The 23,134-nt window shown below is 73.0% G+C and carries 19 protein-coding genes; 9 read left to right on the top strand and 10 right to left on the bottom strand.

Features of this window, described 5'->3' with window-relative positions; translation table 11 throughout:
• The first annotated feature begins 43 nt into the window (after positions 1-43).
• Together LV79_RS14520 and LV79_RS14525 are read left to right on the top strand one after the other, a co-directional pair.
• Positions 44-1,507, top strand: a complete 1,464-nt coding sequence (locus LV79_RS14520) for an MFS transporter (RefSeq protein WP_253836616.1) — start codon at positions 44-46, stop codon at positions 1,505-1,507.
• Positions 1,508-1,709: 202 nt separating this feature from the next.
• On the top strand, positions 1,710-2,462 hold the full coding sequence (locus LV79_RS14525; protein ID WP_253836619.1) for a YwqG family protein: 753 nt from the start codon (positions 1,710-1,712) through the stop codon (positions 2,460-2,462).
• Positions 2,463-2,573: 111 nt separating this feature from the next.
• On the opposite strand, the gene LV79_RS14530 is transcribed toward LV79_RS14525, so the two are convergent.
• The 7 genes from LV79_RS14530 to LV79_RS14560 form a co-directional block, all read right to left on the bottom strand.
• Complete coding sequence (locus LV79_RS14530) at positions 2,574-2,780, bottom strand: hypothetical protein (RefSeq protein ID WP_253836621.1); 207 nt, start codon at positions 2,778-2,780, stop codon at positions 2,574-2,576.
• Positions 2,781-2,820: 40 nt separating this feature from the next.
• Positions 2,821-4,800, bottom strand: coding sequence for an FAD/NAD(P)-binding protein (locus LV79_RS14535; protein WP_253836623.1), 1,980 nt, complete (start codon positions 4,798-4,800; stop codon positions 2,821-2,823).
• Positions 4,801-4,827: 27 nt separating this feature from the next.
• On the bottom strand, positions 4,828-6,393 hold the full coding sequence (locus tag LV79_RS14540) for a class I adenylate-forming enzyme family protein (RefSeq protein ID WP_253836625.1): 1,566 nt from the start codon (positions 6,391-6,393) through the stop codon (positions 4,828-4,830).
• A 42-nt stretch (positions 6,394-6,435) separates the two neighbouring features.
• Positions 6,436-6,981 carry an SRPBCC family protein gene (locus LV79_RS14545; protein ID WP_253836627.1) on the bottom strand — a complete coding sequence of 182 codons (546 nt, stop codon included), beginning with the start codon at positions 6,979-6,981 and terminating at the stop codon, positions 6,436-6,438.
• Between the two features lie 96 nt (positions 6,982-7,077).
• A complete protein-coding gene (locus tag LV79_RS14550; protein ID WP_253836629.1) occupies positions 7,078-8,058 on the bottom strand; it encodes an NADPH:quinone reductase in 981 nt (326 codons plus the stop codon).
• Between the two features lie 45 nt (positions 8,059-8,103).
• The gene (locus tag LV79_RS14555) at positions 8,104-8,526 is read right to left on the bottom strand and encodes a YybH family protein (protein ID WP_253836631.1); all 423 of its coding nucleotides are present in this window, start codon (positions 8,524-8,526) and stop codon (positions 8,104-8,106) included.
• 8 nt (positions 8,527-8,534) lie between these two features.
• Positions 8,535-9,212 (bottom strand): flavodoxin family protein, encoded by a 678-nt coding sequence (locus tag LV79_RS14560; protein ID WP_253836633.1) that lies wholly within the window; start codon positions 9,210-9,212, stop codon positions 8,535-8,537.
• Between the two features lie 270 nt (positions 9,213-9,482).
• Between LV79_RS14560 and LV79_RS14565 the strand changes: the two genes are divergently transcribed.
• From LV79_RS14565 to LV79_RS14590, 6 genes are all read left to right on the top strand, one after another.
• Complete coding sequence (locus tag LV79_RS14565; RefSeq protein WP_253836635.1) at positions 9,483-10,139, top strand: NAD(P)H-dependent oxidoreductase; 657 nt, start codon at positions 9,483-9,485, stop codon at positions 10,137-10,139.
• A 221-nt stretch (positions 10,140-10,360) separates the two neighbouring features.
• Positions 10,361-11,935: a class I adenylate-forming enzyme family protein gene (locus LV79_RS14570; RefSeq protein WP_253836637.1), complete on the top strand. Its 1,575-nt coding sequence runs from the start codon at positions 10,361-10,363 to the stop codon at positions 11,933-11,935.
• Complete coding sequence (locus LV79_RS14575) at positions 11,932-13,551, top strand: FAD-dependent monooxygenase (protein WP_253836639.1); 1,620 nt, start codon at positions 11,932-11,934, stop codon at positions 13,549-13,551. Before LV79_RS14570 ends, LV79_RS14575 begins: the two co-directional genes overlap by 4 nt.
• 1 nt (position 13,552) lies before the next feature.
• Positions 13,553-14,113 (top strand): RrF2 family transcriptional regulator, encoded by a 561-nt coding sequence (locus LV79_RS14580; protein ID WP_253836641.1) that lies wholly within the window; start codon positions 13,553-13,555, stop codon positions 14,111-14,113.
• Complete coding sequence (locus tag LV79_RS14585; RefSeq protein ID WP_253836643.1) at positions 14,110-14,697, top strand: NADPH-dependent FMN reductase; 588 nt, start codon at positions 14,110-14,112, stop codon at positions 14,695-14,697. Before LV79_RS14580 ends, LV79_RS14585 begins: the two co-directional genes overlap by 4 nt.
• A gap of 44 nt (positions 14,698-14,741) precedes the next feature.
• Positions 14,742-15,863 carry a transaldolase family protein gene (locus tag LV79_RS14590; RefSeq protein WP_253836645.1) on the top strand — a complete coding sequence of 374 codons (1,122 nt, stop codon included), beginning with the start codon at positions 14,742-14,744 and terminating at the stop codon, positions 15,861-15,863.
• Here LV79_RS14590 and pabB read toward each other — a convergent pair.
• Both pabB and LV79_RS14600 read right to left on the bottom strand, forming a co-directional pair.
• Positions 15,806-17,959, bottom strand: coding sequence for an aminodeoxychorismate synthase component I (pabB, locus tag LV79_RS14595; protein WP_253836646.1), 2,154 nt, complete (start codon positions 17,957-17,959; stop codon positions 15,806-15,808). The genes LV79_RS14590 and pabB overlap by 58 nt on opposite strands.
• 72 nt (positions 17,960-18,031) lie before the next feature.
• Positions 18,032-18,796, bottom strand: a complete 765-nt coding sequence (locus LV79_RS14600) for a methyltransferase (RefSeq protein WP_253836648.1) — start codon at positions 18,794-18,796, stop codon at positions 18,032-18,034.
• A 327-nt stretch (positions 18,797-19,123) separates the two neighbouring features.
• Between LV79_RS14600 and LV79_RS14605 the strand changes: the two genes are divergently transcribed.
• Positions 19,124-21,058, top strand: a complete 1,935-nt coding sequence (locus LV79_RS14605; protein ID WP_253836650.1) for a helix-turn-helix domain-containing protein — start codon at positions 19,124-19,126, stop codon at positions 21,056-21,058.
• Here the strand turns inward: LV79_RS14605 and LV79_RS14610 are convergent.
• Entirely contained in the window at positions 21,046-22,200 is a 1,155-nt protein-coding gene (locus LV79_RS14610) for an IS701 family transposase (RefSeq protein WP_253836652.1), read from the bottom strand. The two genes, LV79_RS14605 and LV79_RS14610, sit on opposite strands and share 13 nt — an antisense overlap.
• Positions 22,201-23,134: the final 934 nt, after the last annotated feature.

Raw genomic sequence — 23,134 nt, forward strand, 5'->3', positions numbered from 1 at the left:
GCCGGTACCCGTCCACCCACCGCGAACCAGAAAGGTTTCCACCATGACGTCCTCGGCTGTGGGCGCCCCCGAGCGCGCCCCGAAGCGCCGCGTGGGCCTCACCTTGGCCCTGTTGGCCTTCGCCCAGCTCATCATCTCCATCGACTACAACATCGTCTACGTCGCGCTGCCGCAGATCGGCACCGAGCTGGGCTTCTCCCAGCAGACCCTGCAGTGGGTCATCAGCGCCTACGCGGTGGCCTTCGGCGGGTTCCTGCTGCTGGGCGGTCGGGCCTGCGACCTGTTCGGCCCGCGCCGGATGTTCGTCCTCGGCCTGGCCCTCTACGGCGCCTCCTCGCTGCTGGGCGGTCTCGCCCCGAACCCGCAGCTGCTCATCGCGGCCCGCGCACTGCAGGGCGTCGGCGGCGCGTTCCTGTTCCCGGCGACGCTGACGCTGGTCAGCACCAGCTTCGCCGAGGGCCCCGAGCGCAACCGCGCCTTCTCCGTGTGGGGCGCCGCGGGCGGCAGCGGCATGATCCTTGGCTCGCTGCTCGGCGGCGTGCTCACCCAGTCCTTCGGCTGGGAAGCGGTCTTCTTCGTCAACGTCCCGCTCGCCGCCCTGGCGCTGGGCCTGGCGTTCGTGCTCATCGCCCCGGACGTCGTCGCCGCGGCCAAGCGCAAGTTCGACCTGCTCGGCGCGCTCACCTCGACCATCGGCACCACCGCGGTCGTCGTCGCCCTGGTGCAGGGCCCGGAGTCCGGTTGGCTGTCCCCGGTGGTCGTCATCAGCGCCGTGGTCGGGATCGTGCTCCTGATCAGCTTCCTGCTCATCGAGAAGAACAGCAGCGACCCGCTGATGCCGCTGCGGCTGTTCCGCAACCGCAACCTGGGCACCGGCATGGCCGTCACGTTCCTCTACATGGCGACCATGGGCACCCTGCTGTACTTCCTGACCGTCTACTTCCAGGGCGTGCGGGGCTACAACGCGCTGGAGACCGGCCTGGCCTACCTCGTCCCGATGGTCGCCATCTTCACCGGCGCCATGGTCGGCGGCAACCTCGCCACCCGCTTCGGGATGCGGGCCGTCATGGTCGGCAGCCTCGTCGTCGGCGCGGTCGGCACCCTCATCACCGCCCTGTCGATCTCCCCGGACGGCACGTACCTGGCCCTCGTGCCCGGCATGCTGATCCTGGGTCTCGGCCAGGGCACCGGCTACACCCTGATGTTCGGCGCCGCCACCTCGGGCATCGACCCGGCCGAGCAGGGCGTCGGCTCCGGCATGGCCTCCACCAGCCAGCAGGTCGGCGGCGCACTCGGCCTCGCCATCCTGGTCGCCATCGCCAACTCCGTCACCGACGGTGCCACCGGCGAGTCCCCGGCCGCCGCCACGGTGTCCGGTCTCACCACGGCCATGCTGGTCGCCGCCGCGGGCATCGTGGTCACGGTGTTCGTCGCGCTGAACTTCGCCCGCCCCAAGCCCTCCGCCCCGGTGGCGCGCGAGGAACTGGAGGTGGCCGCCGCGGTGTGACCGGCCTCCCCTCCCGGCCACACCCACGGCTCCGGTGCGATCGCCACAGCGGTCGCACCGGAGCCGTTTCGCGCGTGCACCAGGAGTTCCCCCCGGGTGGGCTGCTGCGGCAGTGGTGCCGGGCACGCGATTCCTGGCCTGGCGCGGCAGCTTCAGCGCGACCTCGGTGTGAGCGGGCACCTGTGGGCACTACGATGCCGCTGTGTCCACACCGCTTGTTCCCGGGATCGAGTCCCACGCCCGCACCGCCACCCGGTTGCACCCGCGGGCCGGTGCGCCCACCTCGGCGGACAGCCACATCGGCGGCCCGATGCGCTGGCCCGTCGATGAGCCTTGGCCGTACTGCGTGGATACGCTGGAAGACGGCTCGCTCGGACAGGCGCTGCTCGGGGCCGCGCAGTTCCACCGCCGGGATTTCCCGATGCTGCCATTCCCAGCGGGCCGCGACCTGCTACAGGTGTTCTGGTGCCCGGTCGTCGACGACGGTCACCACAACCACAACTACGAGCCCATGGCGATCCGCCTGGTGTGGCGGGATTCGACGGCCCTGAGCGGTCCTGACCTCGATCAGCCCAAACCCGTGCTGCTCGACGAGGAAGCCGTACCCGATCACGCGTGTGCACTGCGGCCGTGCCAGGTCACGGAGTACCCCCACTCCTATGACGCGAAGGAGCTGGGGTTCCAGCCCGGTGACGACTGGCCGGACCTGGCCGACGGCTCGAAGATCGGTGGCTGGATCCCCTGGTGGCAGACCGGCCCCACGACGTTCCCCTGCCTGGACTGCGGAGTGGACTCGGTCCTGCTGCTGTCCCTCCACACCCGAGAAAGCAGCGACGGCTGCACATGCGAGACCGACGAGACCGGCGTGGGCTGGCAGTTCGGCCGGGACGGTGCGCTGAACATCCTGGTCTGCCCGACTGATGTGGAGCACCGACCAACCCCCTGGATCGACTAGGGCCGCGTCATCCGTCCTCGGGCTGGTATCCGGTCTGAGAGCGCCAGAGGGGCTACACGACAAGGGCCGCCGACGGGTGTCGGCGGCCCTTTGTGGGGGGGCGGGGGTGGGTCACCGCAGTGCGGCCTGGAGTTGTCTGGCGTGGGCTCTGGCGGTGGTGGCCATGTCGTGCGCCTCGGGTGAGCGCGTTCCCTCCTCTCGGGCGATGCGGTCGAGCAGGTCGGCCTTGCTCGTGTACCAGGCGGCGATCTGGGCTGGGGTGGCCGTGGGGGACGGCGTCGCCAGCACCACTCGGGTCATCTCCTCCAGCAGGGTCATGTCGGGTTCCTCCTCATCGGACCGCGGCGGGCGGGTCAGCTCACACGATCACGCCGATCAGTTCCTCGGGTTCGACCGGCGTCCGCACCTCGGCGGGCACGTGGGCCACCGGGGGCAGGTCCAGCAGCGCGCCCGCGATGGCGTCGGAGTCGCCGAGGGTCACCGAGTCGACGCCGGGGCGGATGCCCGCCGCGGTGACCCAGTGGACCGACTCGGTGGGCACCCCGTAGGCGAACCGCCGGGGGTGGGCGGCGCCGCGGGCGTCGAGCAGGCGGTAGGGGCGCTCGGTGACGGCCAGGCCGCCGGTCTGGTACTCCGAGCCGCCTGCGCCGGAGACGCGGTAGGGCAGGCACTGGTCGGTGTCGAGCAGGTGCCGCAGCAGCGGGTCCTCGGTGCGCCGCAGGTCCGGCTCGGCGAGCCGGGCCTCGATCAGCGCGCCCGCCCGGATGGGCTCGCCGGGCACCTGGGTGGAGTGCGCGACGAACGCCGGGTCGGCGATGTCGATGCGGACCTGGGTGCCGGGGCCGAGGATCTCGAGCACCCCGGCCTCTATCAGCGCCACCATCTCCTCCAGCCGGGAGGCGGGCGGGCCGATGGACAGGAACGCGTTGAGCGGGGTGTACCAGCCCTCCAGGTCGTCGCGGTGCGAGTCGCCGTCGAGGCCGCCGTGGTCGACCGCCAGGCGCAGTTCGTTGCGCAGGTCGCGCAGCACGTCCAGGGCGGCCTTCACCGGGCCGCTCACGTTGCCCTGCTTGGCGTGTGCGACGTCGGCGTTGAGGTAGTCGACCAGCCACGAGCGGAACTCGTCGCGGCAGGCGAACTCCCGGCCCGCCGTCGGGTTCGACAGCCGCTGCCACGACCAGTGGTCGGAATCGGGGATCCCGTACTCCGCCAACAGGTCCAGACCGTCCTCATCGGACTCGGGGCGGTGCAGGTAGCGGTCGACGAACTCCTCGCTCACCGCGCCGTGCCCGGTGCGCCGCAGCAGCGCGCCGTAGTAGACGCTCTCCACCTCGCGGCGGATCAGCGGCCACAGGTCCTTGCCGAAGCTGATCCCGCCCTCGTGCCGGGTGCGCTCGCGCAGCGCGGCGATGTGCTCGGCGGTCAGCAGCCTCGCGAAGTACCTGCCGTGCGCGCCCTTCTCGTTCTCACCGCGGGAGTGGTACGGCACGCCGCGGCGGGAGAAGGCGTAGAGCTGGGGCTCGGCGCCGGAGGGGCGGTACCGGAGCTTCCCGTCGACCCGCTCGAACCGCCCGCCCCGGCCTGACGAGAACAGCGCCATGTGGTCGAAGAAGTTCAGCCCCAACCCGCGCAGCAGGACGGGGGCGCCCGCGCCGATGATGCTCAGGTCCAGGTCGGCCGGGTTGGCCGGGGTGACGTAGGTGAGGTGGTGGATGCGGGCGAGGCTCGCGGTGCGGGCCTCCCGGGGGGTCAGCCGGGCGGGCACGTGGCCCTGGGCGAGCACGACGGCGTCGAGCCGGTTGAGCCGGGTGCCGTCGGCCAGCCGCACACCCTGCGGGCCGCCGGGCACGCCGTGGGTGTCGGCGAGCGCGACCGCCCGCGAGCGGTGCACCCGCACCGAGACGTGCGCGGGCGCGGAGGCGACGATCCGCTCGAAGCAGTCGAGCAGGTACTGGCCGTAGAACGCGCGCGTCGGGTAGGTGTTCTCACCCAGCGCGGCCGCCTCGTCGAAGGTCGCTCGCGGGTACTTGTCCGGCGGTGCGTCGGCCAGCGTGCGCGCCCACTCGTAGAGGGTGGGGCCGTTCTCGACCGGACCGGCGATCCGCGCGCTGTCGTCGGTGTACACGGTGATCTGCGCGGCGACGGTGTTCATCAGCAGGTGCCGCGACTGGTCGGTGCGCCACACCGTGCCCGAGCCCGGCGCGGACGGGTCGACGACGTGGACGGTCACGGTGGCGTGCGTCGGCGCCGAGCGCTCGCGGGCGCAGATGCGCTCGAGGACGGACAGGCCGCGGGGACCAGCCCCGACGACGCAGACCTCGAAGGTGTCATCGCTCATCGGATTTCCCTTTCCCCCTCTCGGGTGTCACAGGTCCCGCGGGCTGGTCAGCAGCCTGCCGAGCTCGAGCCGCTTGATCTTGGTGGTGGCGGTCTGCGGCAGGTCCTCCAGCCGCCACTGCACCGGCGGCCGCAGCGGGGGCAGGGTGGCGACCGCGGCGCGCCACTGCTCTTGGTCGAGCACCTTGTTGTCGCGGGTGCACACGACCGGGACGGCCTTGCCGTCGGCGTCCGGCACGATGATCACCTCGACCAGGTCGGGCAGCCGGGCGAAGAGCTTGTCCTCGATCTCCAGCGTGCTGCCGATGCCCGCGATGGCGTCGACCTCGCGGTCGAGCAGGTGCAGGCAGCCCCACTTCGTGCGGTAGCCCAGGTCGCCCATCCGCCACCAGCCGTCGGAGACCTGCTTGGCCCAGCGCTGGTGCTCGCCGAGGTAGGTGACGACGCGGCCGTCGCTGCGCACCTCGATGAACCCGGGGGAGTCCTTGGTCGGCGGCTTGCCGTCGCGGCTGACCACCCGGACCCCGGTCATGCCGGGGAACGGCCTGCCGACGCAGCGGCCGTCGGCCTCGGTGCCGCGCTTGCGGCCGTAGGTGCGCGCGGCGATCGGGCCGACCTCGCTCTGCCCGTAGGCCTGGGCGAACAGCGCGCCCTTGCGCCGGGAGGCGCCCAGCAGCCGGTGCACGGTGCGCGGGTGGATCGCGTCGAAGGTGCTGCTGAAGTACTTGACGCCCGCGAGCGGTCCGCGCGGGTCCTCGGCGAGCACCTCCCAGCGCAGGAACGTGTTGGGGTGCGCCTCGATCAGGCCGGGCGGGACCCGCAGGAACAGCTCGGCGACCACGGCCGGGTCGTCGTCGCGCAGCACGACGAGCGGGTGGCCCTGCAGCACCGAGATCGGCATGGCGGTAAACATGCGCGAGTGCACGAACGACACGTGCACCGCGATCGGCTCCCGCTTGCCCACCAGCGACACCACGCTCGCCTGCGGCCGGTAACGCGACTGCATCGTGTGTCCCGTGTGGACTGCCAACTTGGGCACGCCGGTGGTGCCCGAGGTGTGCGTGATCAGCGTCGGGTGCGAGGGCGGCATGGACACTGCGGCCACCCTCGGCGACCCGGCGAGGGAGGCCAGGGTGGTCGCCGAGGGGTGCTCACCGGAGGCGAGCAGGACCGCGGTGGTGTCCGCGAAGGCGACGTCGCCGAGCTCGGTGTCCAGCTTGGCCTGGTCGGTGACCAGGTACGGGCGGTCGACCCGGCGCAGCAGCACCCCCACCGTCGCGCCGTCGAGCTTGGGCGAGAGCAGCACCGGGATGGCGCCGGTGCGGGCGATCGCGCACGCCAGCAGGCTGATGTCGAACCCGTCGGACTTGTAGACGACCACGTGGTCGCCCGGCCGGACCCGCGCCGCCCACAGCCGCGAGGCCAGGTCGGCGACGAGCTCGGCCACCTCGGTGACGGTGAACCGCGTCCCCAGCTCCGGGGCGACGTCGAGGGTGTGGTCGGTGATGACCGGGCTGCCGGGGTGCCTGCGGGCGGCGCGGTCGAACAGCGTCCCGAGGCGGATACCGCGGTTCGCGATGCGTTGTAACAGCATGGTGCTCGCCTTCTCTTTCCGTGACTTGGCGTGCGGGACGGCTCAGGCGGCGGTCTCGATGACGTCCCTGATGAGCTTGAGGGTGTCGGCGAGGTCCTGGGCGAGCTTGCTGGTCCACTCCTCGATGAACCGGACCCTGGCGGGCTCGTCCAGGTCGGCGACGATCTTGTGGATGCCCGCGGTGGCCAGGCCCATGCGGAAGTGGTGGGTGAGCACGGTGCCGCCGCCCTCGGCGGGACGAACGTCGAAGCCCCAGACGCTCTCCTGGTCCTCGCTGGCGTGCGAGAGCATCATCCAGCGGAAGGTGCGACCGGGCTCGGCGGCCACCACGCGGCACTCGGTGTACCAGGTGCCGCGCACCAGCGGGGCCCAGGAGACGACGTCCTCCTGGCGCAGGTTCTCGCCGCGGAACACCGCGCCGACGGTGGCGGGCTCACCGGAGATCCACTCCCCGCCCTGGCACTCCGGGCTCCACTCGCCGCTGCGCGACAGGTCGCTCACGACGGCGTAGACGCTGTCGGGGGTGGCCGCCACGACGATGTCGGAGCGCAGGTCGAACAGGGGGGAGGTGTCGACGATCGAGGACATGGGGGTTCCTTCCGGTGCGGTCGGCGAAGTCGCCGGTGGGATGGGATGGGGAATCGTTGGTGGGGAACGAGCGTGGGAACAGCCGGCACGGGGTGGTCAGCTCGTGACGGCGAGCACGACCTTCGTGCCGCCCGCGCCGCCGCGCTCCACCGCGCGGTGCGCCTCTGCGGCCTCGCCCAGGGCCAGCCCGTGCACCCGGCGCGGGCGCAGCAGCCCGGCCGCGAGCAGCCGGTTGACCCGGACGGCGGCCTCGGCGAGTTCGGCGGTGCTCGCCTGCGAGATGGCGAAGCCGACGACCGAGCAGTCCTTGAGGTACAGCGCGCCGACCGGCAGCACCGGGCGCGCGGCCATGCCGGCGAGCACGACGAGCCTGCCGCGCTTGGCGAGCAGCGAGACGGCGGACTCCAGGTCGTTGCGCCCGGCGGCGTCGACATGGACGTCGACGCCACCGGGGCTGGCCACGGCGATTTGGGTGGGCAGGTCGTCGGCGCGGTAGTCCAGCGTGACGGCGGCACCGAGCTCGCGGCAGTGCTCGGCGTCGGCGGCGCCAGCGACGGCGATCACCCGGGCGCCCGCCTCGGCGGCCATGACGACCGCGGCGGAGCCGACGCAGCCGCCCGCGCCGACGACGACGACCGTGTCGCCCGCGCGGGTCCGGCCGTGGGTGAACAGGGCCAGGTGGGCGGTGGCGGCGGAGTGCGCGACCGCGACGGCGTCGACCGGGTCGACCCCGTCGGGCAGCGGGTAGAGCCGGTCCGCGGCGACCGAGGCGAACTCGGCGGCCGCGCCCTGCCTGCCGTCGTGGCCGAGGCTGTTGCACCAGACCCGGTCGCCCGGCGCCAGGCCCGCGACGCCGTGGCCGACGGCGGCCACCGAGCCGACCAGGTCGCGGCCGATGACGAACGGGAACGGCACCGGGGTGGACCAGGCCCCGGAGCGGACGAAGGTGTCGACGTGGTTGACGGCGGAGTGGGTGACCGCGACCAGCACCTCGCCCGGTCCGGGCGTCGGGGCGGGCAGGTCGCCGCAGCGGATGACCGCTGCGGGGCCGAGGGAGTCGATGTAGGCAGCGCGCATGGCGGTGTCTCCTGGGCGGGGACCGGGACGGGGAGGGGAGTCGGGTCAGGCGCGGTCGACGCCGGGCGGGTTGTCGATGGCGTAGCGCCACCGCCCGTCGGGGCCGCGGCGGGCCACGTCGGTCGCGCTGCCCTCGTGGTGCACGGCCTTGCCGTCAGGGGTGGTGCCGACGATGCGGTAGTCGCCGATGATCAGCGCCAAGTCGTCGTGGACGTAGGTGTGCCGGGGGCTGAGCCGGATCGGGATGCCCAGGGCGAGGAAGCTCGCGGTGGCCGCGCGCCTGTCGTCGCCGACGACGACCTCGCCGGGGCGCAGCACGCGCACCGCGCCCGGCTCGAAGAGGCGGTCCACGGCGGTGAGGTCGCCCGCGTTGAACGCGCGGGCGAAGGCCTCGGGCAGCTCGGCGGGGTCCTCGACCCCCTCGGGTGCGGTGTGCTCAGGCCGGAGGTGGGGTTCGTGCACTGTCATGATCGCTCCTACGCGGTCTCAGCCGGTGTCCCAGCAGTGGTGTCGACAGTGGTCTCGTCAGCGGTGGTGGCAGCAGCTGCGACGACGGGTTCCAGCCCACCGCGCAGCACGGCGGCGGCGACGGCGATGGTCCGCTCGGTCTGGAACTCGATGGCCTCGAGGTTCTCCTCGTGGACGGCCCCGGTCGAGCTGGCCCCGTACGGGTTCCCGTTGTGCGGCTTGAACAGCACCCCCGCGGTCGACCCGGTGGCGATGATGATCGAGCCCCAGTGGCAGATCGCGTTGTGCAGCGCGAGGATCGTGCTGACCTGGCCGCCGTGCGGCGCGGACGCGGTCGCGAACGCCGACACGACCTTGGTGGACAGCTTGCCCGCCACCGACAGCGCGGAGGTGGTGTTGATGAACTGCATCACCGCGGGCGCGGCGAGTCCGAAGTGGACCGGGCTGCCGATCAGGATCGCGTCGGCCCAGTCCAGGTCCGCCGCCTCGGCGACGGGGACGTGCTCGGTGGCCGTGCGGTGCTGCGAGGAGCCCGACCGGCTGGCCGCCGCGGCGCCCGGGTCGAGCTCGGCGACGCGGCGCAGCCGCACTTCGGCGCCGAGCTTCTCCGCCGCCGCGGCGGACGCGGCGGCGAGCGCGTACGTCGCGCCGGTGGACGAGTAGTAGACGACGGCGAGGTTGACCATGGCTCGAGCGCTCCCTTGGTCGGTGCTTGGCCCTGGCCGCGACCGTTGGCGCGCCGGGGTGGTGGGGGACTCACCCAGCGTCGGTGACCCGGTGCCGCCCAGGACAGGACCTGCTGGGCAGTCCGTCAGAACGGTCGCGAGTTGACAGACTCCCGGGCGCGGTTTGCCCAGCGCCGGGGCCGGGGTCAGGATGGATCACGAGGAGCTACGCGACGCGGGCGGACGTGCCAGACCCGCGTGCGAGCAGCCAGACCAGGGGAGCGAACCACCATGACCAAACTCGCCGTCGTCTACTACTCGGCGACCGGCAACATCCACAAGCTCGCCGTCGCCGCGGCCGCCGCGGGCGAGGCCGCGGGCGCCGAGGTGCGGTTGCGCCGGGCCGCCGAGATCACCGACAAGCCGCTCGCGCCCAACTTCGCGGCGTGGGCCGAGGCCAACGTCGAGCACGTCGGCGCGTCCCGCGACGTGGCCGAGGCGACCATCGACGACCTGGACTGGGCCGACGCCGTGCTGTGGGGCAGCCCGGGCCGCTACGGCCTGATCGCCGGTCCGCTCAAGCACTTCATCGACCAGACCTTCGAGCTGCACGCGCGCCGCGGCCTGGTGAACAAGGTGATGTCCTCGTTCACCTCGACCGGCAGCGCGCACGGCGGCCAGGAGAGCACGATCCTGTCGCTCAACACCGTGTTCTACCACTGGGGCGCGGTCATCGTGGCGCCCGGCGTCATCGAGGACATCATGCTCGCCCCGAGCAACGGCAACCCCTACGGCGTCAGCGCGACCTCCGGGCTGCAGGCCGTCCCCGGTGGGCTCGCGGGCAACGTCACCGAGGACAACGTCGCCGCGATCGGGTTCCAGACCCGGCGCGTCCTGCAGATCGCCTCGGCGCTGCGGGTGGGGTTGGCGGCAGACTCGACCGAGTGAGCGGAGCCGCCGCCCGCCGGGGTCGCCACTGCGGCGCGTTCCCCGGCGCGCGGCGGCGGTCGATCATTCGTCCATAGTGGAGTGATGGGGTTCCGGCGCGCTCGCGCGAGATCCCGACACGACGTGACAGAGTCGCAGGCAGCACGTGGAAGACAGTCCGACACGGTGCGAAGCTACTGGTAGAGGCCAAGTCTTCACCGTCTGACCCGTGAAGGATAACCATGCTGCTGATCCGGAAGAACAAGACGCCGCTCTACATCGGACTCATCTCCGAGCGGGCCGCGGTCAAGCACGGCGGCACGCCGACCACGCTCGACCACGACCTCGACGTCCTGCCGGAGGTCGGCAGGCGGTTCACCACCGCCGAGTTCGCCGACCACGTCGACGACATCGCCGCCCGCCTGCACGCCGCCGGGGTGCGCCCGGCCGAGCGGGTCGTGATCCACAAGAGTGCCAACTTCGACATCTGCCTGCTCGCCTGCGCCGTCGCGCGGGTCGGCGCGGTGCCGGTGATGCTGTCCCCGCACCTCGACGGCGAGACCGTCGCGACCCTGCTGGCCAGGCTGGACCGGCCCACGCTGCTCACCGACGCCGCGAAGCTCGACGGCGAGCTGGCCGGGCTCGCGTTCGCCGAGCTGACCGAGCGGGTCGTGTCCGTCACCGCGCCGCGGCCGGGCGCGATCACCCTGGCCGACCTCGCCGGGTCGCCGCGCCGCGCCCCGGTCGTGCTGGGCCCGGACGAGCCCGCGCTGATGACGCACACCTCCGGCACCACCGGCGTGCCGAAGCTGGTCGTGCACTCCGCGCGCTCGCTGGGGTCGCGCTACCGCTGGCAGACCATGGTCGTGCGGTTCATCCGCGGCCCGCAGACCGTCGCGATGCACGTGTCCTACGTGCACTCCCGGATGTACCTCGGCCTGGCGGTGCTGCAGATGCGCGGCCTGCCCGCGGTGTTCATCGACGACCCCGCGCCGGAGAAGGTCGCCGACGTGCTGCTCAAGCACCGGCCCGGGGTGCTGGAGACCCACCCGAACCAGTTCCTGGAGTGGGAGGCGCTCGCCGACGACCCGCGCGCCCCGCTGGCCACGGTGAAGTTCTTCAACAGCACGTTCGACGCCATCCACCCCAGCACCATGCACAAGCTGCTGCACGCCTCCCGGCGGCGCAGCCCGGTGTTCCTGCAGGTGTACGGGCAGAGCGAGTGCGGTCCGCTGACCGCGCGCACCTACCGCAAGCGCAACGCGCTCAAGGCCGACGGCCGCTGCCAGGGCTACCCGACGCCGGGCATGACGACCTACCGGCTGGTCAGCCGCGACGGCAAGCGCCCGAGCAGGACCTCGCCCGGCTACATCGACGTGCAGACCTCCGGGCGCGCGCTGACCTACTACGGCGAGCAGGAGCGCTTCGACAAGCAGGCGCTCGGCCCGTGGTGGCGGGGCGGCGACGTCGGCTACCGCACGAAGTGGGGCTGCCTGCACCTGCTCGACCGCGAGGTCGACACGATCCCGGGGATCGACAGCACGCTCGAGGTCGAGGACGCGGTGCTGAGCAGGCTCGACGAACTCACTGAGTTCGTGCTGGTGCCGGGCCCGGCCAAGGAGCCGGTGCCGGTCGTGTGCACCCGCCAAGACCGCCCGCTCGACCTGGACCGCTGGCGCACCGCCGTGGCCGACCTGCCGCCGATGACCGACCCGGTGTCCTGGCGGCTCGGTGACCTGCCGCGCACCGCCACCGCGAAGATCCGCCGCGTCGAGCTCATCCGCAGGCTGCACGAGCAGATGGCGGGATCGGCATGAGCGCCGCGCAAACCTCTGACGAGCGGGCCGCCGCCGACGGTGACGTCGATGTCCTGGTGGTCGGCGCGGGCCCCAGCGGCCTGCTGACCGCGTGCGAGTTGCTGCGCCGCGGCGCGCGGGTCCGCGTGGTCGACCGGGCGGCTGAGCCGTCCACCACCCCCAAGGCGCTGTCGGTGTGGCCGCGCGCGTTGGACATCCTGACCGACCTCGGCCTGGGCGAGTCGGTGGACCGCGAGTCGGTGCCGATCACCGCGCTGAGCTACTTCGCCGACCGCGCCCCGCTGGCCCGCTTCGAACTGGGGCCGGACGTGCGCTGCAACACCCTGCCCCAGCACGTCACCGAGCGGCTGCTGACCGAGCGGCTGCACGCGTTGGGCGGCAAGGTCGAGCGTGGTGTGCGGCTGCTGGCCCTCGACGGCGTCGACGGCGCGGGCGGCGGTGCGCCGCCGGAGCGGGTCACCGCCTTGCTGCTGCGCGAGGACGGCGCCGTCGAGCGCGCCCAAGCGTCCTATGTGGTCGGTGCGGACGGCGCGGGCAGCGCGGTGCGCGGCCAGCTCGGCGTCGGCTTCGAGGGCAGCACATACGAGATGGCGTTCGCGCTGGTGGACGGCCGGATCGACGGTGCGCTGCCGCCCGACGAGACGCTGTTCTACCAGGGTGCCAACGGTGCCCTGGTGATCGTGCCCCTGCCGGGCGGGGTCTTCCGGTTCCTGTCGATCATGCCACCGGGCCAGGCCGGTGTCACGGTCCCGATGATGCAGGCCATCATCGACGACCGGGGCCCGGCCGGGGTCGTGTTGCGCGAGGCGGTGTGGCAGGCGGTGTTCCGCGTGCACGCCCGGGTCGCCACGTCCTTCCACCGCAACCGGGTGTTCCTGGTCGGCGACGCCGCCCACGTGCACAGCCCGGCGGGCGGGCAGGGCATGAACAACGGCCTGCAGGACGCGCACAACCTGGCCTGGAAGCTGGCGGCGGTGCTGCGCGGCGACTCACCGCCCTCCCTGCTCGACAGCTACGACCACGAGCGCCGCGAGGTGACCGCGCGCATCCTGCGCGACACCGACCTGCAGACCAGGGCGTGGGTCGTGAACACCCCCGCCGCGACCGCGGTGCGCGACTCGCTGTTCCGCTTCGGCGAGCGCAGCGGGGCCGTGTCCCGGTACTACGCGCCGGTCATGGCTGGCCGCCGGATCGCCTACCACCCGGTCCGCCGGACCCAGCGCCCGTCCGGGTTCGCGCTGTGCCGGGCCCGCGAGCACAAGCCGGGCGCGGTGCGCGTCGGTGGTGTGCTGCCGCGCGGGTTCGCCCTGTCCACCGGGATCGGCGGCGAGGCGGCGGACCCGCACGCCTGGGTGCTGCTGCTGAACGCGAGGCCGGGTGACCGCACCTGGCTCGCGGTGGTCGACCAGCTGGTCGCGAGCAGGCCGAGGGTGGCCACCCGGCTGGTCGAGGACAGGCGCGGGTTTGCCTGCGGGCGCACCGGGTATGTCCTCGTGCGCCCTGACGGCCACGTCGCCGCGCACGGGCACCGCGGTGACCTGGACCGGTTGGCCGCCGAGCTGGACACCGCGTTCGGCCCGGCCCCCCGCGTCGAGCCAGGAGCGGGGGCGGGATGACATGCGCATGTCCGAAGGCGTCGAGTGGGCCCTGCACTGCTGCGTCGACCTCTCCCGGGTCGGCTCGCCGCAGGCGGTGCCCGCCGCCCGCCTCGCCGCGCTCTACGACCTGCCGCCCGCCTACCTCAACAAGCAGCTCCAGGCCCTGGGCCGGGCCGGGATCGTCACCTCGACCGCCGGTCCGCGCGGCGGGTTCCGGCTCGCCCGGCCCGCCGAGGAGATCACCGTGCTCGACGTGGTGATGGCCATCGAGGGCACGACCCCGGCGTTCCGCTGCACCGACATCACCCACCGCGGCCACGCGGGGGTGCTCACCGGCCGCTCCGCGCGGCCCGACGTCGACCGCCGGGTGCCGTGCGCGATCGCGCAGGCCATGCGGTTCGCCGAGCTGGCCTGGCGCAGGCACCTGGCCGCCCGCACGGTGGCCGACGTGCGGATGGTCGCCGAGGAGCGCTCGCCCGCGGGCACGAAGCTGATGCTGAGCTGGATGACCACCCCCGGCCCCGAGCCGACGGGCGCCACCAGGGCACGCAAGACCCCCACCAGGAAAGGGAAGTCATGAGCACGCCAGACAACACCAGGATCGCCGTGATCATCGGGAGTGTCCGCAAGGGACGGTTCGGACCGGTCATCGCCAACTGGTTCACCGACCGGGTCCGCGAGTACGGCGGCGTCGACATCGACCTGATCGACCTGGCGGAGCACCCGCTGCCCACCTCGCTGACCGACGAGCCGGACGAGACCACCGCGGCCTCGGCCGCCGCGCTCGCCGAGCGGCTCGGTGCCGCCGACGGCTTCGTCCTGGTCACCCCGGAGTACAACCACAGCTACCCGGCCTCGGTGAAGGCGGCCATCGACTGGACCGGTGTCCCGTGGCAGGCCAAGCCGGTCGCGTTCGTCGGCTACGGCGGCCACGGCGGCGGCGCCCGCGCGGTCGAGCACCTGCGCTGCGTCTTCGCCGAGGTGCACGCGGTCACCGTGCGCGAGGCCCTGATGCTGCGCTTCCCGTGGACCTTGTTCGACGAGCAGGGGCAGCTGGTGCGGCCCGACGCCGTCGAGGCCAACACGAAGGACCTGCTCGACCAGCTCACCTGGTGGGCGGCGGCGCTGCGCGAGGCGAAGGCGACGCGTCCCTACGCCGCGTGACACCACCCGGTGGCACGCGCGAGACGAGAGGCGGTGAAGGGGTCATGACGAACTCGACGGGCGCGAGCCTGGACGGCCTGATCTCGGAGGGGGTGTCCCCGTGGTGGGACGGCCTGGACCGGCGGGGGATCGACTCCGGCTGGTTCGCCTCCATGGTCGGCACGAAGGGCGTGTCAGGTGCGACCGCGGACCAGCGGGCACTGCTGCGCGCGCTCGGCGAGGACGTCGGATTAGGGCCCTACCGGGACCAGTTGGCTGACCTGGCGCGCCAGGGCGCCAGCCCGGAGGACGCGGTGATCGCCCTCGCCGCGGGCGACGGGCGCGCCGCGGGGGACGCGCTCTACGAGGTGTTCACCCACTCCGATGGCCAGGACGGGTACGTGTCGGTCGACGTGCCCGCCGCCGCCGTCCGCGACCCGCGCGGCGCGGTCCCCGCCGCGTTGCGCGCCACCGCGGAGCTGGCGCGCCCCAACGTCATGGTGAAGCTCCCCGCCACCGAGCTGGGCCTGGCCGCGATGCGCGCCTGCCTGGCCAGGGGGATCGGGGTGCACGCCACCGAGGTCTACTCCCCGGCGCGCTACCGCCAGGCCGTCGACGCCTACTTCGACGGCCTGGCGGCCGCCTCGGCCGCCGGGCTCAGCGTGGCCGCGATCCCGTCGGTGGTCGCGGTGCCGGTCGGGCGGATCGACGAGGAGGTCGACGCCCGGCTCGTGAGCACGCGCGACAGCGGGGCGACCGACCTGCTGGGCACGGCCGGGCTGGCCACCGCCCGGCTGCTGTACCGGGAGTACGAGCACTCGCTGGGGACAGGTCGCTGGCGGGCGCTGCACGCCGCGGGCGCCCGTCCGCAGCGGCTGGTGTGGGTGGCCGCGACCGACACGGACCCGGGTACCCGCTACGCGGGTCGGGTCGTGGGCTGGGGAACGGTCACCGCCCTGCAGCGGGCCGCGCTGGACACGCTCGAGGTGGCCGAGGAGCTGGCGGGCGACACCCTGCTCGGTGAGCACGCCGCCGCCCAGGCCGTGGTGGAGGGCCTGGGCGGGCTCGGGGTCGGGCTGGACGAGGTGGCGCGGGAGCTGGAGTGGGACGGGACCCACCGGGTCGCGCGCTACTGGGAGGAGCTGAGCGCCGTGGTGCGCGACAGGCTGGCGGCCGCTGCGGACTGAACGGTGGTCGCGGGCTCACCGACCGCCGCGACCAGGCCGCGGCCGGTGAGCCGGATCAGCGGCCGCGCCTTGACCACGGTCTCGTCGAACTCCGCGCACGGGTCGGACAGGGCGATCACCGCGCCGCCGACGCCGTAGGTGATGCGGCCGGGGGTGACCACGGTCGTGCGGATCGCGACGCTGAGGTCCGCGGCACCGGTCAGCGAGAAGTAGCCGACGGCGCCGGAGTAGACGCCGCGGGCGCCGCCCTCCAGCTCGTCGATGATCCGCATGGTGCGCTCCTTGGGCGCCCCGGTCATCGACCCGGGCGGGAACGCCGCGCGCACGCAGTCGACCGCGCCGATCCCCGGCCGCGCCGTGGCGCGCACGGTGCTGACCAGCTGGTGGACCGTGCTGTAGGTCTCCACCCGGAACACGTCGGTCGCGGTGACCGACCCGATCCGGGCGCACCGGCCCAGGTCGTTGCGCACCAGGTCGACGATCATCAGGTTCTCGGCGCGGTCCTTCGGGTCGTTGGCCAGGTCCTCGGCCAGGGCCCGGTCCTGCTCGGGGGTCTCGCCGCGCGGCCGGGTCCCCTTGATCGGGGAGGACTCCAGCGCGCCGTCGGCGCCGACTCGCAGGAACCGCTCGGGTGAGGTGCTGAGCACGCCGACGTCGCCGAACTCCAGCAGCGCGCCGAACGGGCTGGGACAGGTGCGGCGCAGGAACCGGTAGGCGTCCCAGGTGTCCACGTCGCCGTCGGCGGAGACCATGTTGGTCAGGCACACCTCGTAGGTCTCGCCCGCGGCGATCCGCAGCTGCGCCACGGCGATGCGGGAGAGGTACGCGTCGCGGCCGTGCCGGGGGAGCAGCGGCCCCACCTCGGCGGGGACGTCCGGGACCTCGTCCAGCACCGGTGTCGGGCCCGCCAGCACCTCCTCGGCGTGGTCGAGCCAAGCAGTGGCGGTCGCGCTGGTGGCGTCGTCCTCGGCCAGGGCCAAGAGGTGTGTCGTGCCGGTGTGGTGGTCGACCACCAGGGCGCGGTCGCTGAAGACCATCACCGCGTCGGGCGTGTCCGCCCGGTGCCCGGTGCTGCCGCCGCACTCCACCTTGAGCTCGTAGCCCAGGTACCCGACCCAGCCGAGGGCGAAGTCGGTGGGCAGCGCGGGCACCCGGGTGCGGGCGCCGCGCAGGTCGGCGTCCAGCCACTCCAGGAACCCGCCGGGTACGACCTCGGTGTCCCCGGCCGACCGCACGGTCACGGTGTCGCGCCGCACGTCCGCGCTCGCCACCCGGCCCAGCGGGCCGCTCGCGTCACCCATGATCGAGAACCGCGCGTCCGGCCGGTCCTGGCCGCTGCTGTCCAACCAGTACGCGTGGTCACCGCCGCGGAAGAGCTGGTCGTAGGCCTGCTCGCCGCTCCACGGCGTGCGCACCGCCCTGGTCAGCACGGTCAGTTCCCGGACCGCGGTGCGGTCAGCAGCCGTCTGGACCGAGTGGGCCGTCCGCACCGGCCTGCTCCGCGCGCGTCCGGCGGCGGTGTTGTGCAGGGTGGCGACCCGGCGGAAGTTGGCCAGCAGCGCCAACCCGTGCTCGCTGCCCACCGACTCGGGGTGGAACTGCACGCCCCACAACGGTTTCGCCCGGTGCCGCAGCCCCATCAGCAGCCCGTCCTCGGTCCACGCCGTGGCCGCCAGCTCGGGGGGCAGGTCGTCGACGACGAGCGAGTGGTAGCGCACCGCGTGGAACGGCGAGGGCAACCCGGCGAACAGGTCCTGGCCGTCGTGGTGCACCCCCGAGATCCGGCCGTGGAAGGCCGGACCGCGTCGCACCAGCCCGCCGTGCCCGTGCGCCATGCCCTGGTGGCCCAGGCACACCCCCAGCACGGGGACCCGGCCCTGGGCCACCACGGACCGGCAGATGCCGAAGTCCGCGCCGCGGCCCGGGTGCCCCGGTCCCGGCGAGACCACGACGCTGTCGAACCCGTCGAGGTGCTCGGGGCGCCAGGCCTGGTCGTCGTTGAGCAGGACCTCCGGCTCCTGGCCGTTGACCTCGGCCAGCAGGTGGAACAGGTTGTAGGTGAAGGAGTCGTGGTTGTCGATCAGCAGTGTGCGCACGGGTGTCCTGTCAGGAGTGTGGTGGCCTGCTCGGTGCGGCTGGTGGCGGGGGGAGAGAAGAAGGAGGCGCGCTCAGGCGACGGGCAGCACGGCGCGCGCGGCGGCGGGCGCGGGAGCGGCGGGGAGAGTGGTGGCGGGGAGCGCGGCGTGGGGGAGCGCCTGCTGGCGCGTCACCTCCACGAGCATGTGCTCGACCTCGCAGCCACCCTCGATGTTGGTCACCGTGCGCAGGGTGCGCAGGCCCAGGTCGTGCTCGCCCGCCATGCGCAGCAGGCGGGCCAGGTCGCCGCGGCTGCTGAAGTGCAGCACCACCGAGCCGCCGGGGATCAGCCAGTGCGACGCCTCGGCAAGGAACCGGCGGTGGGTGGCGTACCCGGCGTCCACGTAGGCCCGCTCGTGCACCGACTGGTACTCGTAATCGGCGGGGGCGAGGACGTAATTGGAACTCCAGAAGATCATGTCGAACCGCTCGCCGGGGTCGAGCGCGGCGAACAGGTCGCTGTAGCGCGTGCTCACCCGGTCCGCCACGCCGTGCCGCTCGGCGTTGAGCGCGGTGTTGCGCACGGCCTCGGCGTTGATGTCGGTGGCGACGACCCGGTCGCAGCCAGCGAGGGCGCAGGACACGGCGATGAGGCCCGCCCCCGCGCCGATCTCCAGGAACGAGCCGGTCCGCGGCACGGGGGACGGCTCCGCTAAGCCGAGCAGCTCCATGACCACCCCGGTCGTCGGCGAGCAGACCGGGGAGAAGACACCGGGCAGCATGTCCCACTCGCGGTGGTGCAGGGTGAACGTGCGCGGCCGGTCGATTGTCCTGAGCGCATTCCTGCTGCGTTCCAAGGATCTGCGGTAGTCACGAACTTCCGACATTGTCTCCCCCTTTTGCTCGGCACTCGGACGATTTGGAGAATCGGCGGCCGCGCCGCCAGCGCTGTTGTCCTGCCCCGGATAACTCTCGCTTCCGCGGGCGGTTAGCGGAAGGTGATCGGGCCAACGTCTCGGCGCCGCGCGGTGGTGGCCGGAACACCAGGGCCGACCACACGCCGTGTGCGGGTCCGGTGACGCGCGGTTGACACCGTCATATGCAACCCGTATATTCGTTAGACAACGTCGATAATGCGCGTCGCGGTCACCCGCAAGACGCGGGCCTAGCTGCATGATGAGGGCATGGGTGTGGTTGACAGGCTTTTCGACGCCGACTCCACCGTATTGGCACTTCTGGAGTTGCTGTCGAACAATGCTCCGCAGCACGAGTTCGACGCGCTGGTCGCCCGGGCCGCCGACGCCGGTATGGACGTCGCGGCCCTCGAGCACGCGCGGCGCCTCGCGCTGACCATCGCCGACCAGCTCAACCGGTACCGCCAGCGGGAGGCGGACTTCTCCGCGCTGGTCGACACCGCGCGCGAGTTCACCGTGGTCGCCGACGTCGACAGCCTGCTGAAGATGATCACGCGCCGGACCCGGCTGCTGCTCGGGGTCGACATGGCCTACATCAGCTTCCCGGACGGCGACTCGATCTACATCCGCACCGCCGACGGGCACACCTCGGTGCTCAGCGTGGGCCTGCGCCTGCCGGGCAACGGGGGCCTGGGCAACAAGGTGCTGGCCAGCTCGGCGCCGTTCTGGACCGCCGACTACCTCAACGACGACCGCATCGACCACAGCCCGGAGATCGACGAGGTCGTCGAGGCCGAGGGCCTGCGCACGATCATGGCGGTCCCGCTGTTCTACGGGAACAAGCCCTCCGGCGCCCTCTACGCGGGCTCGCGCCGGGTGCGCCGGTTCACCGCCGACCAGGTGTCGCTGATGAGCAGCCTCGGCGACCTGGCCGGGGTGGCCATCGAGCGCGCCAGGGTGCAGGAGCACGAGCAGCTGCGCGAGCGGCAGAGCGCCGCGGAGACCACCGCGGGCGCGGTCCGCGACTTCAGCCGGGTGCACGCCAGGATGCTCGAGCTGGTCATCGGCGGCGCCGACCTCAAGGCGGTGTTCGCCGAGGCGCACCAGCACCTCGGCGGCGGGCTGCGGCTGTGCGCGGCCAACTCCGACGTGCTCGTCGCCCTCGGCGACCTGCCCTGCGAGGACCACGAGTCGCTGATCGGCGCGATGGTGCAGGCCCAGTCCGCGCGCGAGCCGGTGCGGCAGGCGAGCGGGCTGTGGACCATGCCGCTCTACGCGGGCAACCGGCACTTCGGCGCGCTGCTGGTGCGCCCCGAGCACGAGCCGGGCGAGTTCGAGCTGGGCCTGGTGCAGGTGGCCGCGCACGCCGCCACCGCGTACCTGCTGCTCGACGACCGGGCGGGCGCCTCCGAGGACCAGATCCGCGACGAGCTGCTCGACGACCTGCTCGCCCAGCCGCAGCGCCCCCCGCAGCAGCTGCGCAAGCGGGCCCTGCGGATGGGCATGGACCTCACCAAACCGCACGTCGTGGTGGTGGCGAGACCCACGGAGGACGCGCTGGGCAAGATCTCGGTCTGGGCGTCCTCCTACAGCCACCGCTGCGGCGGTCTGAAGACCCTGCACCGCGACTGCGCGGTGCTGCTCATCCCCGGCGACGACCCGGACGCCGCCGTCCGAGCGGTGTTCGACAGCGCCACCGCCTCGCTGCGCCAGTCGATCACGGTCAGCGCGTCCAGCCCGGTCGAGGACGCGGCGTCGGTGTTCCACGGCCACCGCGAGGCGGTGCGCTGCATGGAGGCGATGACCGCGCTGGGCATGACCAACCGGGCCTCATCGGCCCGCCAGCTCGGCTTCCTGGGCATCCTGCTGTCCGACCACCACGACGTCGACGCGTTCGTGCACTCGGTGCTCGGACCGGTCCTCGACTACGACCAGCTGCGCACCACCGAGCTGACCCGCACCCTGGAGGCGTACTTCGAGGAGGGCAGCAGCCCCACCTACGCGGCCAAGAAGCTGCACGTGCACGCCAACACGGTGGCCAGGCGGCTGGAGCGGATCACCGAGCTGCTCGGCCCGGAGTGGCAGCAGCCCGCCCAGGCCCTGGAGGTGCAGCTGGCGCTGCGGCTCAACCGGGTCCGCTCGGTGCTCGACCAGGGCGGTCACCCGGGAGCACCCGAGGCGGACCCCGGCGATCAGCTGGCGTAGCGGTCGAACGCGACCTCGCTGAGCGCGGCCACCGCGTGCGCGGCCGAGGCCAGCGTGACGTGCCGGTGCCAGCCGTCGTAGGAGCGGCCGACGTAGTCGCGGATCCCGGTCCGGTCGGTGATCCGGTCGAAGTTGTCGTCCACGCCCGCCACCAGCCGCGAGAGCCCTACCAGGGTGGACAGGCCCGCTGAGGTGATGTCGGTGAGCCAGTAGCCGACCGGCCCGCCGCGGCCGTCCCAGTGCCCGACCAGCAGCAGTTCGCGGCCCTCGCGCCCGGTCCCGGGCAACCGCACCGGCACCGTCGCCGCGGAGTGCCGCCCCGACCGGCTGCCCGGCACGTGCACCGGGCGCCGCAGGTGCCGCACCTCGGCCATCAGCTGGTGCGCGGAGACCGGACCACTCACCCGACCAGGCAGCGCCTGCTGCGCGAGGACCAGTCCCTGACTCGCGGAGACCCGCACGAACAGCGGTAACCCCGCCGCCTGCAGCCTGCGCACCGTGCCGCCGACCTCGGTGGAACGCGCGTCGAGCACGACCGGGCGCACCGGCAGGCCCCAGAACCCGCCGGTCTCCAGGCACGCCGACACCGCGCACCCGGCCATCGACTCCGCCGCGACCCCGACCGGGATCGCCGCCCTGCTGCGCTTGTCCTCGTCGTCGAGCCACGGCTTGGGCAGGTGCAGCCGCCAGTTCACCGGGCTGGCACCCTCGTCCGACGCCGCCCACACCCCGACCGCGTACTGGGCGTTGAGCACCTGGCCCGCCTCAGCGGAGAACCCGCGGTCCACGCCGACGGAGTGCTCGCCCGCCTTGGGCGTGATCATGGGCCGCACCACCCAGGCGTGCACCGGGATGGTCCGGGTCACGTAGCGCGCCAGCGCCGCCCGGATCGGCCGCCAGTCCCACGTCGAGCTGGACACGAAGTGGTGCAGCCCCTGCTCGCTGACCTCCCCGCCGCTGACCGCGGCCAGCTTGCGGATCGACTTGCGCCCCTCGGCGCGCAGCAGGCCCCGCACGTAGACCGCGCCCTTGGTCCGCTGGTCGCTGCGGGGCAGCGAGGCGAACAGCTCCGCGCACATCTCGGCCAGCAGGATCTCGTCGACCCCGGCCGTTCTGGTCGTGTGGTGGGCGAGCGTGGTCATCGGGAGCCCCCTCCTCGTCGGACGCCGCCTCGCTGGGCGCCGTGCTGAAGTGGCTCAACACTGGCGCCGCCCAGGCCCTGTGCCCAGGTGCGGCTGGCACCGGCCCCGGCCCCGCGCAGGTGGGCCCACCACCACTCGGCGGTATTCGCCCCCGTGCAGCGCCTGGAAGCCCCGCCCCGGATGGTGGCCTGACCACCACCAAGGGCCGTGCGCGGCGAGGCAGGGCACCCACACCCTCGGACGGCGGTCGGTTCCCGCCGGTGACCGGACCGTTGAGCAGGACCAACACCGGATGGTGGCCGGACCACACCCGGCGCGGGAGCCGCCGCCGCGCCCCGACCCCGGGCGAAGTGCCCGTTCGAGTGGTCTTCGTGGCCGCCGGAACCGCACCCGAGCACCGGTTTTCCGCGCGTTTCCCGAATGGCGCCGACCCGGCGATCTCGCGGCCGTTTCCGGCGGCGCCCATTCCGCTGGAGTTGGTTAGCCCACCATCCCCGCCCGCGCGCGCGACCCAACCGCCGCACCCGGCAATGGCACCGGGATCGGCAAGCGGCGGGCAGGCAAATGGATCACCACTACCATAGCCAAAAGGTGTAATGCGATGCGCCCCCGTCGACCGCGTCCCCGGCAGTATCCGGGTCCGGGACACCATTATCTTGCGATCGCGTTCGGCGTCTGCGAGCGTTGGACAGAGTGACGTGGCGGCGCCCGCGGCCGTACTCGCTGGGTCTGGTAGTGGTCCACGGCGCTCCCGTTCTTCGCGAAGTCGAGCAACCGTCAGTCATTACGGCATTGCCATCCATGGTGGGGCAGGACCACCCGCGCGGTGCTCGCCCGTGCCGGGTGGAACAACCAGGTGAGGATCACCCGATCCGGCGTAGACCGCCGCCCCGACGATCCCCACGGCCGCCGCTGACTCCCAGGCCGCGTCCAC

It is taken from the genome of Actinokineospora globicatena (assembly GCF_024171945.1).
GTDB lineage: Bacteria > Actinomycetota > Actinomycetes > Mycobacteriales > Pseudonocardiaceae > Actinokineospora > Actinokineospora globicatena.